At 63.7% G+C, this 14,214-nt stretch carries 19 protein-coding genes; 10 read left to right on the top strand and 9 right to left on the bottom strand.

What is annotated here, in order from left to right; genetic code table 11:
- Positions 1-26 precede the first annotated feature (26 nt).
- From C1717_RS06835 to C1717_RS06825, 3 genes are read right to left on the bottom strand one after another with little or no spacing between them, the layout of a single operon-like run.
- On the bottom strand, positions 27-800 hold the full coding sequence (locus C1717_RS06835) for an ABC transporter permease (RefSeq protein ID WP_102372486.1): 774 nt from the start codon (positions 798-800) through the stop codon (positions 27-29).
- Position 801: 1 nt separating this feature from the next.
- Positions 802-1,665 (bottom strand): ABC transporter ATP-binding protein, encoded by an 864-nt coding sequence (locus C1717_RS06830; RefSeq protein WP_102372485.1) that lies wholly within the window; start codon positions 1,663-1,665, stop codon positions 802-804.
- Positions 1,666-1,674: 9 nt separating this feature from the next.
- Positions 1,675-1,878, bottom strand: coding sequence for a hypothetical protein (locus tag C1717_RS06825; RefSeq protein ID WP_102372484.1), 204 nt, complete (start codon positions 1,876-1,878; stop codon positions 1,675-1,677).
- 284 nt (positions 1,879-2,162) lie between these two features.
- Between C1717_RS06825 and C1717_RS06820 the strand changes: the two genes are divergently transcribed.
- The 9 genes from C1717_RS06820 to C1717_RS06780 all read left to right on the top strand — a co-directional run bounded on the left by C1717_RS06820 (position 2,163) and on the right by C1717_RS06780 (position 7,293).
- Positions 2,163-3,086: a LytTR family transcriptional regulator DNA-binding domain-containing protein gene (locus tag C1717_RS06820; protein WP_102372483.1), complete on the top strand. Its 924-nt coding sequence runs from the start codon at positions 2,163-2,165 to the stop codon at positions 3,084-3,086.
- 3 nt (positions 3,087-3,089) lie between these two features.
- The gene (locus C1717_RS06815; protein ID WP_102372482.1) at positions 3,090-3,851 is read left to right on the top strand and encodes a hypothetical protein; all 762 of its coding nucleotides are present in this window, start codon (positions 3,090-3,092) and stop codon (positions 3,849-3,851) included.
- A gap of 708 nt (positions 3,852-4,559) precedes the next feature.
- Positions 4,560-4,832 carry a type II toxin-antitoxin system RelB/DinJ family antitoxin gene (locus tag C1717_RS06810; protein ID WP_102372481.1) on the top strand — a complete coding sequence of 91 codons (273 nt, stop codon included), beginning with the start codon at positions 4,560-4,562 and terminating at the stop codon, positions 4,830-4,832.
- On the top strand, positions 4,832-5,131 hold the full coding sequence (locus tag C1717_RS06805; protein ID WP_102372480.1) for a type II toxin-antitoxin system RelE/ParE family toxin: 300 nt from the start codon (positions 4,832-4,834) through the stop codon (positions 5,129-5,131). Before C1717_RS06810 ends, C1717_RS06805 begins: the two co-directional genes overlap by 1 nt.
- 427 nt (positions 5,132-5,558) lie before the next feature.
- Entirely contained in the window at positions 5,559-6,011 is a 453-nt protein-coding gene (locus C1717_RS06800; RefSeq protein WP_102372479.1) for a zinc ribbon domain-containing protein, read from the top strand.
- Positions 6,012-6,064: 53 nt separating this feature from the next.
- On the top strand, positions 6,065-6,346 hold the full coding sequence (locus tag C1717_RS06795; protein WP_102372478.1) for a DUF7724 family protein: 282 nt from the start codon (positions 6,065-6,067) through the stop codon (positions 6,344-6,346).
- Positions 6,339-6,566, top strand: a complete 228-nt coding sequence (locus tag C1717_RS06790) for a DUF7723 family protein (RefSeq protein ID WP_102372477.1) — start codon at positions 6,339-6,341, stop codon at positions 6,564-6,566. The genes C1717_RS06795 and C1717_RS06790 overlap by 8 nt, the downstream gene beginning before the upstream one ends.
- Before the next feature lie 2 nt (positions 6,567-6,568).
- Positions 6,569-6,853, top strand: a complete 285-nt coding sequence (locus C1717_RS06785) for a DUF4160 domain-containing protein (RefSeq protein ID WP_102372476.1) — start codon at positions 6,569-6,571, stop codon at positions 6,851-6,853.
- A gap of 38 nt (positions 6,854-6,891) precedes the next feature.
- A complete protein-coding gene (locus tag C1717_RS06780) occupies positions 6,892-7,293 on the top strand; it encodes an MmcQ/YjbR family DNA-binding protein (protein WP_102372475.1) in 402 nt (133 codons plus the stop codon).
- A gap of 103 nt (positions 7,294-7,396) precedes the next feature.
- On the opposite strand, the gene C1717_RS06775 is transcribed toward C1717_RS06780, so the two are convergent.
- From C1717_RS06775 to C1717_RS06750, 6 genes are all read right to left on the bottom strand, one after another.
- Entirely contained in the window at positions 7,397-8,875 is a 1,479-nt protein-coding gene (locus C1717_RS06775; RefSeq protein WP_102372474.1) for a sensor histidine kinase, read from the bottom strand.
- Positions 8,863-9,525 carry a response regulator transcription factor gene (locus C1717_RS06770; RefSeq protein WP_102372473.1) on the bottom strand — a complete coding sequence of 221 codons (663 nt, stop codon included), beginning with the start codon at positions 9,523-9,525 and terminating at the stop codon, positions 8,863-8,865. Before C1717_RS06770 ends, C1717_RS06775 begins: the two co-directional genes overlap by 13 nt.
- A 105-nt stretch (positions 9,526-9,630) precedes the next feature.
- Entirely contained in the window at positions 9,631-10,041 is a 411-nt protein-coding gene (locus tag C1717_RS06765) for a YxeA family protein (RefSeq protein ID WP_102372472.1), read from the bottom strand.
- Entirely contained in the window at positions 10,031-10,900 is an 870-nt protein-coding gene (locus C1717_RS06760) for an ABC transporter permease (RefSeq protein WP_102372471.1), read from the bottom strand. The genes C1717_RS06765 and C1717_RS06760 overlap by 11 nt, the downstream gene beginning before the upstream one ends.
- On the bottom strand, positions 10,900-11,781 hold the full coding sequence (locus C1717_RS06755; protein ID WP_245859547.1) for an ABC-2 family transporter permease: 882 nt from the start codon (positions 11,779-11,781) through the stop codon (positions 10,900-10,902). Before C1717_RS06755 ends, C1717_RS06760 begins: the two co-directional genes overlap by 1 nt.
- Positions 11,778-12,488 (bottom strand): lantibiotic protection ABC transporter ATP-binding protein, encoded by a 711-nt coding sequence (locus C1717_RS06750; protein ID WP_102372470.1) that lies wholly within the window; start codon positions 12,486-12,488, stop codon positions 11,778-11,780. Before C1717_RS06750 ends, C1717_RS06755 begins: the two co-directional genes overlap by 4 nt.
- A gap of 285 nt (positions 12,489-12,773) precedes the next feature.
- Between C1717_RS06750 and C1717_RS06745 the strand changes: the two genes are divergently transcribed.
- Positions 12,774-13,994 carry an IS110 family RNA-guided transposase gene (locus C1717_RS06745; RefSeq protein ID WP_245859336.1) on the top strand — a complete coding sequence of 407 codons (1,221 nt, stop codon included), beginning with the start codon at positions 12,774-12,776 and terminating at the stop codon, positions 13,992-13,994.
- Positions 13,995-14,214 lie beyond the last annotated feature (220 nt).

Below are 14,214 nucleotides of genomic sequence, written 5' to 3'. Positions count from 1 at the left end.
GCTGGCTGCCTTCGCCTCATAACCATCTAGTTATCCTGTGCGAGCTTCTTGTAGAGCATGCTGAACACGACCGCTCCGCCTACCGTCCACGCGACGATGATCGCGAGCGGTGCCAACGCCTGCGCGGTGAACAGCTCGCCTGATACCGCCAGCTCGAACAGGCTGAACATGCCGCCTGTGGGCGCCAGCTGCACCACGCCCTCGATCGCCTCGTTCTGCATGCCGAACACCGGAGCCAGCGCAACGAGCACGATGGGCATCGAATAGAGGCCGGCTGTCATCTGGTCGCGCGCAGCAAGTCCCAGCACAAGAGACACAAGTACAAGCGGCACGGCGCCGAGCAGGCCGAGCGCGAGGTACGCCGGCAGCAGCCCGAAGTCTCCGCCAGCGAGGACGAGGTAGCACACAATGGAAACGACAAGCACAACGCCGAGCGTCACGAGCGCGCGGGACAGCGCGATCTGCGTGGCGCTCACGTTGGAAAGCATGAGCGTGCGCAGCGTGTGCTTCTCCTTCTCCTCGGCTATGCCGTAGACGACGGCCATGCTCACGATCATGCCGATGGCCATGCAGAGGCTCGATGCCAGAAGCAGCGTGCTGATCGTGTCGACGACCTGCTGTCGCGCGGCGTCGCTTGCGGCGAGCGTGAGCGCCTCGGCCCGCATGTCGGCGGTGAGGAAGCGGAACAGCACGCTGAATCCGATGGGAAACAGCAGGCAGCAGAGCATGCTGGGGTTCTTGAGCATATCGACCAGGTCCTTCGTGCAAAGGATCCCGACCTTGCGCATTCCGGCGTTCATATTAGAGTTCCCTTCCCGTCAGCTCGAGGAAGACTTCCTCGAGGTTCGGCTCGTCAGAGTGTATGGAGAGGCATTCGCCCGCTTCGAGCAGCTCGGCAAGCACGGGCGCGCCGGCGGCGTCTTTGGTGGTCTCTATGGTACCGCGCGTGCGCGTGCGTACGGTCACGCGGTTGCGTGCGAAGCGCAGCTTGAGGGCATCCGGCTCGTCGCATGCCGCGAGGCTGCCCTCGTTCAGGATTCCCACGCGGTCGCACACCTCTTCCGCCTCCGCCATGTCGTGCGTGGTGATGAATATGGTGGTGCCGGCGCTGCGGAGCTCTGCGAGCATCCGGTGTACCTCGGTGCGGGCGACGGGGTCCAGGCCGCTCGTGGGCTCGTCCAGAAACACGAGCTCGGGCGAGTGGATGAGCGCGGCAAGCAGGGCGGCGCGCTGGCGCATGCCCTTGGAGCAGTTCTTGATGAGGGTCTTGCGGTCGCGTGCGAGCCCCATGCGCTCGAGTAGGCGCGGGATGCCGCTTGGCGACACGCCGCGGATGTTCGCGTAGAAGCGCAGGTTGTCCTCGATGGACATGCGCTCGTAGAGGGCGCTCGTGTCCGAAAGGATGCCGATGCGCTCGTAATCGGCTGGAGCGGCGTTTTCGATGGGGCGCCCGAAGAGCTGGATGCGGCCGCTGTCTTTGGCGAGCTGGCGCGTGAGCAGCTTGATGGTGGTCGTCTTGCCGGCGCCGGACGGGCCGAGAAAGCCGAAGGTCTCGCCGCGGCGGACGGCGAAGGTCAGATTGCTGAGCACCTGCTTCCGCTCTTCGTCGCGGTGCTTGCGGGCGAAGGAAAGGCAGACGCCTTCTATGGTGAGAATGTTCATCATCGCCCGTCCTTACTGGTGGGAGATCTCGACGGCGGAGAGCGCTGCTTCGAGCGCCTTGATGCGGCGATCGAGTTTGGCTGCCTGACGGCCCAGGCCGTAGGCGAGCAGCACCACGCTTATGGCCAGGACGAGCACGAGCGCTGCGAGCTGGTTGGTGGTGATCGCGAAGTCGGGGGCAAGGGCGTTGAGGATGCTGTCGATGGATGCGGGCATGGTGTGCTCCTTTCTGTTGGCGTGCTCCGGTGGTTCGCTGGAGCCTGTTCGCATCGTCGTGCGGTGCGATTCCGACTATGCCGCCGCACGTTTTCGCGTTCTAGGGGTTTTGCCTGCTTGGAGCATCGTTTGGTACGAAAGGAGCATATGGGGGTACGACAGGAGCACCGCGGGCGCAGGAGACTGCCGGGTGCGCTCCCTGTGCACGGCTTCCGCTCGGTATAATCGTGGACGTTGTGATGGACTGGCTTGTACGCCGCGCGACAGGCGCTCGGAGGTTCGCCATGCCTGCGACCGATTTCAACAGCATCGAGGAGCTGATCGCCGCCACGCGCGGCAAGAGCATTCATATCGAATGCGGGCGCGAGGCTGGCCGCCGCGCGCTCGAGGAGGTGCGCAACGTGTATGGCAAGGCACGCGTTGCCTATTACGTGGAGGGCGATCGCGGGTTTGGCCGCGATACCGTCCGCTCGTACCTTAGGTTTTTCTCAGCGCTCGCCGGCGGTTCCATCACGGCGGAGGAGGCCATCGCGCACTTCGGCCTTAAAGCGGTTGCGCGCACCAGGGTCGAGAAGCTCTCGCCCGAGCAGCGCACTCTCATGAACCTGGCGCGTCTGACGCTGTTTGAGCCGGAGGTCGTCTTTTGCGAGCGCCCGCTTGCGGAGCTGGGCGTCGAGGCACGGCACACCGTGCTCGCCTGGATGGGCACCGAGTCGGAGCGCGGCACGGTATTCGTCACCGTGTGCGAGCCCCTTCGCGAAGCGCTGCTCATGCCTGGCGAGGCCTGGTGGGAGGATGAAGGGCGCTTCTTCCCGGCGCAGATTGACGACGCAGGTGCGGACGAATCCGTCTTCGCGGGCGACGAAGTCCGCATCTGCAAGATTCAGGCAAAAACGGGCACGTCAACGCTCTTCTTTGATCCGCGGGAGATAGACTTCGTGGAAAGCCTCAACCGCCAGAACTTCGTGTCGGTGCGCGGTGAGCTCTACCAGACGCCGTCCACGCTGGACGAGCTTGAGGAGGAGCTCTCGCATTTTGGGTTCTTCCGCTGCCACAGGTCCTATATCGTGAACGTGCAGAAGGTCGCGCGTGTGGAGCGCTATACGCGCAACTCGTTCAACCTCACGCTTTCGGATGCCGCGCATACGTCGATTCCGCTCGCGAAGGGCCGCGCGGAGGAGATGCGCGCCACGCTGGGCTGGAAGTAGGCGATGGCGGTGGGTCGAGAGCACGGTACGACCGGGCAGGAGGCGGTAAGCTCCCTGCGACTGTTTCGCATCGTGCTGCTGCATGACATAGAGGCCATGCTAAGGAATCCTTCTGTGCTCGTGTGCTGCGTGCTCGCGGTTGCTATGGGGTGGTTTTTCGACAGCGTGCTGCAGTTCTGGCCGTGGTTCACCTGCGCCGCCATAGGTTCGCTTGCCGTTGGCGTGCCCACGGCGATCGGCATGCTCGTCTCCTTTGCCGAGGAGCACGAGTACGGCATGGGCGAGACGCTTGCGCGCGTGGGCGTGACGCGCCGTTGTCGTGTGGCCGCGAAGGCGCTCGCCGGTTTTGCGCTGGCAGAGGTTCTGATGTGCACGCTCGCGCTTTCGATGGGGCTGGGCGCACAGGGTGTGCTCCTGTTTGCGGCGATCGCGGCACCAACGGCGGGGTTCATGGCGCTGGCGTGTGCGGCGCTTGCCACGCGCATGGCTGACCAGCAGCGCGCTGGTTCGTGGGGCGCCGCTGTGATGCTGCCGGCGTTTGTCGCCGGTATGCTCACCTCGCTTGGGCTGCCGTGCTGGATGTTCCCGGGGGGATCGATCGCAGCGTTGTGCATGCATGCCATGAAGGCAGGCTTGCTTTCTGTTGAGCCCCTTGCCGAGATGGGCGTTTACGTGGGCGCAGGCCCTGCGGCAGTGATCGCGGTGTCGCTACTGTGGGTCATCGGCGCGTTCACTGCCTACCGGCGTATGACGCGAAGCGCGTGACAGGTTCCGCGCGGCAGTTGCTTCGCGACGCCAAGGGTTTCGAGTTCAAATGCTTGGTTTGGCATCGACCGATTCACGCTTGTAGTCAGGACCGATTTACGCTTGCAGTCAGGTCTATGGTAATTCCGCAGGTGCTGCATGGTTTTATGCTATCGCGCGGCGCATCGTTTTGCACCGAGGAGAGCGGTTGCCCGAAACACCCCAGATTCGAAATGCACCCTGCCGCACCTCATCGTTGACTCCTGCAAGCATTTCGGCTTCGGAAAACGTTCGGGGAGTCCGCTGTTCGCTGCGGGCGATGCGGCATTCCGTCCAGAGCATCTGGTTGCGACCCCATCCTCGACGGCATGTGCGAGTGGGGCGACAACCGGCTGGAGTGGCAGCGTTCCCACAAGGCGAACAAGAGCCGAATTGGATGAATCGAGCCGATCTCAATTGATTAGGAAACGGCGAGGAGCAGACGCTCCACAAGGCCTTCTCTGTTGAGCGGCCTACTGAGCTTCTGCGTATCACACAGCACTTGTATCGCCAGGGTTTGTGGCGCCTGAGTTCGACGCAGTAACATTGCGGAATAGAGCGGCAGGTCACCGTCGTCCGCTCTGCCTGCTACATGTAAATACGTGTCGTGGGACAATATGTATGCTTTGGGTATACTGTATGTACATCATGATATGTCTGAACATACGTATGAGGAAGCAGGAAGATTATATGGGCGCATCTACTCTCACCATTCGACTCGACAACGAGCTCAAGCGCGGCGCTTCAGAGGTTGCTGCCTATTACGGGCTTGACCTCTCCTCGGTCACGCGTGCCTTCTACAAGCAGATGGTGAATACTCGCCGCATCCCGCTCACGTTTGCACCGGAGGAGCCTAACGATGAAAGCCTGGAAGCCATCGCTGAAGGCGACGAGTTCCTCGCGTCAGGCAAGCCCGGGCGCTTCGCCAACGGACATGATCTCATCGAAGCGGCAGTATCCTGATGGGTCGCTTGTCAGCTGATTTCTCGGCAGCTTTTAAGCGCGACCTGAAGAAGAACGCAAAACGACGCGGATGGGATTTGTCGCAGCTGGAACAGGTCATTGACCTTGTGATCGAAAACTCACCGGAAGCTTTAGACGAACTGCGCCGTCGGCATAATATGCACACGCTGTCCGGTCGGTGGGCTGGACGCAACGAGTGCCATGTGGCCAACGCGGGCGATTGGCTGCTGATATGGTCGAGCAACGCGGAGGTTGCCTTTTTCGAGCGAACGGGCAGCCATGACGAACTCTTTAGATAGGGTCGTCACCAAGCCAGAATGTTGAAAGCATCGAGGCCAAAATACCGATGCTTCCTTTGGTGCTCTTGTCTGTTGCTGGTAAGAATCTCCGCATGACGCCGCGGGTGCTCCGTACTACAAATCTACCAAGCGCGTACGGATAGAGAGGCACGCGCATCCGGTTGCGGTACTTACTGGAAGGGAGGCGTCCAAATGGGTGAGCGCTGCGTATCGGACGAGGACCTCGGCAGCACGGGCTTCAGCTACACGCTCTCGCTCATCCCCATTTTGGACAGCATGTGCGAGCGGGGCGACAACAACCGGCTGGCGCGGCGCTGCGCGAGGCGGTTTGCAGAGTATCCGCGCCCCGCAACAAGCTGTTGCTTGCTGCGGGATGCATGCGCGCCGGATAATGGGGCCGTCGAGAACCGCGAGGTCAGGAGGACTCATGGCCATCAAGGATGTGCTTCCCCGGCTGCGCCGCGAGCGCGGGCTTACCCAGGAGGAGCTGGCGAAGAGGCTCTTCATCACCCGCCAGGCGGTGAGCCGCTGGGAGACGGGAGAGACGACGCCGGGTATCGACATGACCAAGCTCATCGCGCGCGAGCTCGACGTGCCCGTGACCGAGCTTCTGGAGATGCCGGAGCACTACTGCCAGAGCTGCGGCATGATGTTCACCGCTCCCGGCCAGCACGGCCATGAGGCGGATGGTTCAGTGAACGAGGACTTCTGCACGTGGTGCTACGACGACGGTGCGTACACGTATGAGACAACCATGGAGGACATGATCGAGGATTGCGCGCCGCGCGTGTCGGAGGCCGTGGGCTGGTCGATTGATGAGTGCGCTTCGCTCATGGGAGCCGTGCTTCCCACCCTCAAGCGCTGGCGCGAGGACGCGTAAAGAACGCAGGTTCATCGTGGATATACTAGGAGGCGAGGTAAGGAGGTACTACGGTGAACGAAGCGTCGGGATGCGCTTGCTTGAGCAGCGAAGGCCCTTATTCGATTTTCTCATTCGATGGCCACTCCATCCGTTTCCGAACTCCTCGTGCCTTGCGCCGTTATCTTTCGATTAAGGAATGGGATAACGGCTATCTCGTCGTGGATGCAGAGTATAAGGGAGTCGACGCACCGGTTGAGGAATACATCGATCTCGTTCCCATTTTGACCAACCTGTACTTCGACGCGGACCGATTCTTAGCCCCGATAAAGAAGGTCGTGGTGAGCTATGAGTGAAGCCGAGCTCAAAGCGGTGGCGGATGCTGCGGATATCATCGTGAACGGCTATGCGTTCAGCGTGAGCGAAGACTGTATTCGCGTGCTCAACCTTGGCTCTCCATCTCGTGCTGCTGTCCTTTCTAGCACGGGAGAGGTTTTTGAGACGAGTATGGATGACATAGAGCTCTCCATAGTGAACGATTATTTCCGCCGCAACCGCGAATTTCTGGCGGCATAGCCATGCCGAAGTATTTCGATTTCAAAGTGTGCGGCTATTATTTGTATTTCACCGCACATTGCATCGTTGAATGCATGCACGTCCACGCGAGCGATTCAAAGCTGACCGAAGGCGGATCGGCAAAGTTTTTCGTGAAAAGCGACGGTGAATCCGTTTTGCGGCATCGTGAGTCGTTATCCGAACGTGAGGTCCGCATCATCCAGCGCTTCATCAAAGAGAATTATCGTGATATGTATCTCTCTTGGTCAGCCATGAGCAGCCAGGGGTTTTACGGCGACGAACAGTAATGGCGCTGCACGCACTGGATAGATAGATGGATGGATGGATGGACGTTTCGCTCATAGAAAAACGCTTGCTCTCGCACCCGGGTGCCACGAAGGCGCTTCACGAGTCGTGGGGATGGATGGTCTACTGGGTGGGCGGCAAGCAGTTCGCCTGCGAGTTCATCGCGGCACCGGATGCCAAGCCGCCGTATGCGGGAAGGCATCTGCTTTCGCTCAAGTGCGACCCAGACCGTATCCGCGAGCTGCGTGCCGAGTTCCCGGATGCTGTGCTGCCCGGCTATTACTCGGATGGTCGCACGTGGATCTCGGTGGACGTGGACCAGGCGGGCATGCCCGGCGGTCCTTCGGAGGAGCTCGCCCTCGACCTGTGCGACATGAGCTATCGACTCGTGTTCTCCAAGCTGACGAAGCGGATGCAGCGCGAGATCGCGGAGACGAGCTAGGGCCCCGCCCGCTGTCCTTTCCATCGGAAGAGCGCCGCGTTGCTTGGGGGCTTTACGCATTCGCCGGCACCCGGCCTGCAACCTGGCGGCGGGAAGCCCTGTGCTATGCGAGCGGCAGGCGGACTACCACGCGGGCACCGGCAGGGGAGCCATCGGCGCTGACGCGGTTCGAAAGCTCGAGGCTGCCGCCGTGGTCGCGGGCGGTTTCCGCCGCGGTGAAGAGGCCGATGCCGTAATGCGCGCCGGACGCGGCTCCTGTACGGGAAGCATCATCGCGGAAGAAGCGCTCGCAGCCGTGCTCGAGCGCGGCGGGCGAGAAGCCCGGGCCATCGTCATCTACCATGATGACGAATGTGTCGGGCGTTGAATCCGGGCCGTTCGTTTCGAGGTTGAACATGACACGCACCCGTTTGCGTGCATGGTCGATGGCGTTGGAGGCAAGGTTGACCACGGCTCGCTCGATCGCTTCTGCATCTACGATGGCGCGAGCGTCCGCAAGCGCCCTGTCTTGTTCGACGGCGAGCGAGATGCCCGCCGCGCGCGCCAAGGGCGCAGCGGCCTGCATGATTGACTCAGCAAGGACGGCAACCGTGACCTGGCGCTTAGCCCCTTCAGGTGCTCCTCCGCGCGACGCCTCGATGAGGAGTTGCACGTAGCGGTCGACCTGCTTGCACCCGTCGGCGGCGTCTTGCGCCGCAGCGGCGATGTCCGCGAGCGCACCGGTATCGTCCGCGCCCAGCATGCGCGCTTCGTCTGCCACATACTCGGCGTTGGCACGGATCACGGTCAACGGGGTCTTGAGATCATGCGCGAGCGCCGCCACCTGGTCGCGCTGCGCCCGCTCCGCACGCCAGCGCGCATCAAGCGAATCGGCGAGCGAACCGCGCATGCGCTCCATCGCCGCCAGCACGTCGTCGATTTGCCGCACGTTGCTTTCTCCCACACTGAAGTCGAGCTCCTCGCGCCCGATGCGCTCCGCAGCCTCCGTCAGAGGCTGCATCTTCCGCACGAGGACGGACGATGCGCGCCGGGCGATAAGCACAACGGCGAGGGCGCTTCCCGCACCGCCGAACGCGATCATGAGGTTCTGAGGGTTGGGGAGGCTGTCGCGCAGTTCGCGCGAGGTATATTCGGGCAGGTAGGTGCTGGTGAGGATGCAGAACGACCCGTCCGAGAGCTCGCCGATGGCATACGTGGTGCCGTCGAGGCCGAAGACCTGGGGCTCCTGCGCCCCCTCGGTGCGCTGCTTTGTGGTCGCGTCGATGGTGCGGAGCAGGTTTTCTCCCGAGAGGTCGGTCGCGAGCACCGTCCCGTTGGGGTCGACATGAACGTATCGGTATGCGGATGGAATCAGATCCTCGTTCACCATGTCCGTGGCCTGCACGGCGGCGACGGTATCGCTGGCATATGCGGCGCCGTAGTTGGCGGGATAGGCGATACCTGCGTTGAGTGCCATGCTGAATGCTGTGAAGGAGACGATCCATACGCCCAAAAGCGCTGCCAGCACGTAGAAGAAGTAGCGCGCGATGACAAAGGAGAGGGGCATGCGCCAGGTGCGCCGCCCGCGGTCTAGAGCTGCCATTTGTACCCCATTCCCCACACGGTCGCGATGGGGTCGGCGCCCGCTGCGGCGAGCTTCTTGCGCGCACGGCTTACGTGCATGGAGATGGCCGCATCATCCGCCTCGCGTTCCCAGCCAAAGAGCGCCTCGCGAATCTGCGTGCGACTGAACACCTGGCCCGGGCGGCGGGCCAGAAGTTCGCAAACCTCGTATTCGGTGGGTGTAAGGGCGACGGACTCGCCGTCCATGGTGATCTGCCGCGCGCCAAGGTCCAGCCGAAGCGGGCCGAAGGCAAGCGCGTGCGTGCGCTCGCGATGTTCGCGGCGCAGATGGGCAGCTACCTTCGCGCGCAGCTCGGCAGCGCCGAAGGGCTTGCGCACGTAATCGTCCGCGCCCAGCCCGTAGCCGGTCACGGCGTCTTCCTCTGCCACCTTGGCGGTGAGGAAGACGATGGGCCCGTCGAAGCGCGGCCGCAGCTCGCGTACTAGCTCGAAGCCGTCGAGACCTGGCATCATCACGTCGCAGAGAATGAGGTCCACGCGGGCGAGGTCGAGCTCGAGCGCGCGAGCGGGATCGGTCAGACCGAGCACGTCGTGCCCGTCGCGCTTGAGGATGCGCCCGAGCACGTCGAGAATTGCCTGCTCGTCGTCGATCGCCACGATGCGCGCCATCTCAGCCCCTTTCCGCCGTCACTCTCGCCACCGCTCGCCGGTAGCTGCTTTCATTCTGCGCCAACATCCTAACGATTCACTAACGATGCGACTTCCTCCCGCAGACTAGGAGTTCTCCTCCAGCGCGTCGATGGCAGCATCTGGGACATCGGCGGCACCGACGCTCCGGTAATGGTCGCCAGAGCCGCCGTGGGCTTCGATTTTGAGCCAGCCGTCGCCGGGAGCCTTGCTGCCGTACCAGACGATCGTCACTTCCGTAGGCGTTCCGTCGGAGGCGGCGCCCTGGATGCGATAGACGTAGTTGGTACCGGCGCCGGTGGCATCGGCGTACGTCCCGGTGTAGGACTCCGGCTCGGGCGCGGGTGCCCAGACGGTTTCTTCGGGCATGAAGAGCCGGTCGAAGACCGAGGAGATTGCCACGCCCCAGCCACCGGAGCAGCCCGAAAGCAGGGTGCAGGCGAGCAGCGTGGGGAGCAGCAGCGCGGCGCTGCGAGCGCGGGCGACGCTAATCATCATCCCTGCCTCCTTCGAATCGGTTGAACCATGCGATGAGGGCGGCGAGCCCCGTTGCGGTGAGGGCTGCTGCGGCGATGGTGAGTTCCAAGGCGAGCGAATTGATTGCGGCGGCTTGGGCGGCATCCGACATCTGCGCGATGCCCGCTTCGATGGCGAGCGATCCGAGCCGCGCGGGCCAGGCGAAGGGGATGAGCCCCAGGATGCCACCGGTCGCTGCCGTGAGCTCGCCGGTCATGAGGCCGTGGGCGAGGCCGCCGACCGAGAAGAGGCCGATGCCGAGGCCCGCAGCACCCTCGCCGATGGCGGCGTTGCGCCCCGTGCGCAGCGCGACGGCGAGGAAGAGCAGATAGAGCGGGATGCTTCCAAGCGCGAGTCCCGCGACGGAGAATACGAGGGCGTCGAGCCCGAGCGCGAGCCTACCCGCCAGCGCAAGCGCGCCGGCGAAAATGCCGACCGCGAGCAGCAGGGCGATCGCGCCCGCGAGCCAAAGTACGATGGCCTTGGCGGCGATGGCCGTTGCCCGAGACGGGGCGCCCGTAAGGTTGGCGAGCCGCCCGGCGCGGCGCTCCTCGTCAACATTGAGTCCGCAGACGATGCTTGCCATGAGCGGCATGAGCGCACCGAGGAGCTGCACGTAGGCATCCGCACCGAACGCGGGATCCCAGGGTGCGTAGGCGAAGTAGGCCCCGCATGCGATGCCGCCGGTGAACGCACAGATAAGGTGTACCAGCGCGAGCGGCGAGCGGGTGAAACGCATGGTTTCGGAGCGCAGGGTGCGGAGGAGGGTCATGCGGGGCGCCGGCGTCATCCTGGTCGCGTCATGCACGGAGCGGCCTATGCGGGCCAGAGCGGTGCTCATCAGCGCACCTCCTCGGATTGCGCGAACCACGCGGCGGAAAGTGCCGTAAGTACCACGAAGGCTGCTGCCCCCACGGCAATGCCCGCCCAGGTGAGCATGCCGTCCGCTGCGAGCGCACCGCCCAGTACCATGTCGGCGGTGAGAGGCTCGCCGCTCGGCAGCACGGGGATGAAGGCCGTGGGGATGACCGCGGTGGCCGACGGAGGGAAGAGCTGCGGCGCAGGGATGGCGCTCCAGGCGAATCCGCCTACGAGCTGCACGGCGAGCGGCAGGAAGATACCTGCGAGGAGTCCGGCTCGTGCGGTGAGGAAGAGCCCGGCAGGAATCATCCATGCGCTCGTGATGGTGGTGGCAGCGGCCGCACATGCCATGGTGAGCACTGCGGCACCGGACAAGCCGCCGCCGATGGCGATCGCCGCAACGTAGATCGCGAGTACCACGAGGTTCGACAGCGCGGAGAGCGCCAGGCACCAGAGCGCCTTCGCCCACCACGCTTGTCCGAGCGGCACGCCCAAGCCCAGGAGCGAGCGGTTCCGCATCCGCGCGTCGGAGTTGGCGACACACCCCGTGACCAGCGCGATCGTCACCGGCATGAGGAGCGCGTACCAGTAGTTCCACGGCGAGAAGCTCACCTCGCCGTGGAAACGCACGACGAGAGCCATAAGCGGGAACGGCAGCGCCATGATGATCGCAAGGCGCAAGGGTGCGGCATGGCGGAACTTGCGAGCTTCGGCTCGGAGCACGCGCCATAAGGAGATGTGCGGCGCGCCGGCGTTTCCGCTGCGTGAACCGACGGCATGTTCGCCTTGCGCACCGGTGGCGGCAGGGGCGTTCGCGGCCTGCGCAGACACCGCTCCAGCCGAACTTCTCATCCGCATCATGCCGCCCGCCCCCTCACGCACACGTCCATGAAGAGCTGTTCCAGGTCCTCGCCGGGGCGCAACTCGTCCTCGTAGGCGAGGCGCCCGCCGGTGATGATGCCGATGCGGTCCGCCATAAGCTGGACCTCGTGGAGGATGTGACTCGACACGAGGACCGTGATGCCTTGCGCTGCGAAGCCGCGGATGAGGTCGCGCAGCTCCTCGATGCCGAGCGGGTCCAGGCCGTTGGTGGGCTCGTCCAGTACCAACAGCTCCGGCTCGGCCACGAGTGCGAGCGCCAGCCCCAGCCGCTGCTTCATGCCCATGGAGAAGCGCCCGGCGCGCTTACGCCCGGTGTCGGCGAGCCCCACGGTCTCGAGCACCTCGTCGATGCGGCGTTCGGGCAGGCCCAGCATCGTGGTGCGCACGCGGAGATTCTCGCGCGCGGTGAGGTTGGGGTAGAGCGGCGCCTCCTCGATGAGCGAGCCGATGGCATAGAGGTCGCGGCGCTCCCACGGGTGCTCGTCGAAGCGGATTTCGCCCGCGCTGGGGCGGAGTATTCCGCAAATCATCTTGAGCGTGGTTGACTTGCCGGCGCCGTTGGGGCCCAGAAGGCCGTATACGCGCCCGCGCTCCACATGCAGGTTCACGTCCGCCACCGCGGTCTGGGCGCTCTCGCCCCGGCCGAAGCGCTTGGTGAGCCCATGCGTTTCGAGCATGCAGTCCATGGCACATCCTTTCTCGTTGCAAATGGCTCAGGCGATGGGCGCGGGGTAGCGTGCCGCCCATTACAGTTTGAGAAGTAGTTAGCCCAATCGCTTAAGCCATCCGCTTAGACGGTCGGACTACGATTGACATATGTCCCGAGGGACTGCCGATCGGGCGCCCGCGGACGGCCTTATGCCCCTGCCCCTTGAGGGCCCGGGGGGTGTTGCCGACGCGGGCGCCGCTGCTTCTGACGACTAATAGGAAACTGCCGGGCTCCTCCGACCAAAGAGCGCCACGGCCAGGTAATGTGGGTGTCGCGCGAGGCAGCATTCCGATCGACCGACGATTGGAAGGATACCATCATGCTGACCGAAGCCACCGCCTGCCCTGCCGTAATAGGCCTCGACGTCGGGAAGTTCTCCCATTGGGCGTGCCACGTGACCAGGCAGGGCGAGATCCTCGCCAGCGGCCCCGTGGCCAACACCGAGCATGACCTGGACAGCCTGTTCGCCCGAGTGGATGCAGGGACGCTGGTCGTCGTCGACCAAGTGCGCAACATCGGGTCGCTGGCGATATCGAGGGCAAGGCTGGCCGGGCTGCCCGTCGCCTACCTGCCGGGAATCGCCGCCCACGGAGCTGCCAAGCTGTTCGCGGGCGACGCCAAGACCGACGAGCGCGACGCCGCGGTCATAGCCAAGACGGCGCTCGGCATCCCGGATTCGCTGCTGCCCGTGCCAAGGCGCGACGAGAGGCTCGAGGCCGCAAGGTCGATGGCGGCGCAGAGGAACCACATGGTCACCTGCTCCACCCGTGACAAGAACAGGCTCAGGAGCATACTCCTGGAAAGCTGCCCCGCGTTCGAGGCGCTGGCCGACCTGGCCGATCCCCATTGGCTGAAGATGATGGAGTCCCTGGGCGGCCCCTGGGGCATCCTGGATGCCGGCAAGCCTGCCGTCGGCGCCGTTACCCGCGGCGCGAACAGGGCGCGCATCGACGCCGCGCTGGCGGCGATATCGTCGTCGACGCGCCCGTCCGAATACCAGGTCATGGCAGAGAACCCGCAGGTCAGGATGCTTGCCAGGCGTATCAGGGAGTCCGCCGAGGAAGCCGCAAGGCTCGACACGGAGATAACGGCGCTGCTCGTCGAGGACGGCACTTACGAATGCCTGCTGACCATCCCAGGAATCGGCCCAAGGACCGCATCGGAGCTGGTGATAAGCATCGACATCGACGACTTCCCCGACCACGACCACCTCGCATCGTATTGCGGAATCGCTCCCAGGAACCGCCAGTCAGGCAAGTCGATATCGTCGGTGAGCGCCTCGCGCCAGGGAAACAAGAGGCTGAAAAACCTGCTCATCTTCTCCTGCAACTCGCTTAGCAGGAGCAGGGGCCGGTTCGGCGACTACTACCGCAAATGCAGGGATCGCGGCATGTGCCACGGAGAGGCATTGAAGGCGGTCGCCAGGAAGAGGATGAAGGTGATCTACGCGATCATGAGGGACAAGGTCCCGTACTCGGCCTAGCTAGCCAGAGCCATAGAAAAACGCCAGCCCGACAAGGGCTGGCGTCAGCATGCTCGAAAGCAGTGATCTTTGCCAACAAAATCAGTTGACAAAACTATAGGAACACCCCCCTTCGCCCGACTGCGTACGATTCCAAGGATGCGGTCGGTCTCTAACGAAGCTCTAACGAGGCGGCGGATCTTGGGAAGTTTTTCTTCTGCAGTAGTTGCATGTAGCTAAC

It is taken from the genome of Enorma phocaeensis (assembly GCF_900186505.1).
Classification (GTDB): domain Bacteria; phylum Actinomycetota; class Coriobacteriia; order Coriobacteriales; family Coriobacteriaceae; genus Enorma; species Enorma phocaeensis.
The sequence above is the reverse complement of the archived record's forward strand: the minus strand, read 5'-3'. Positions and strand labels throughout refer to the sequence as shown.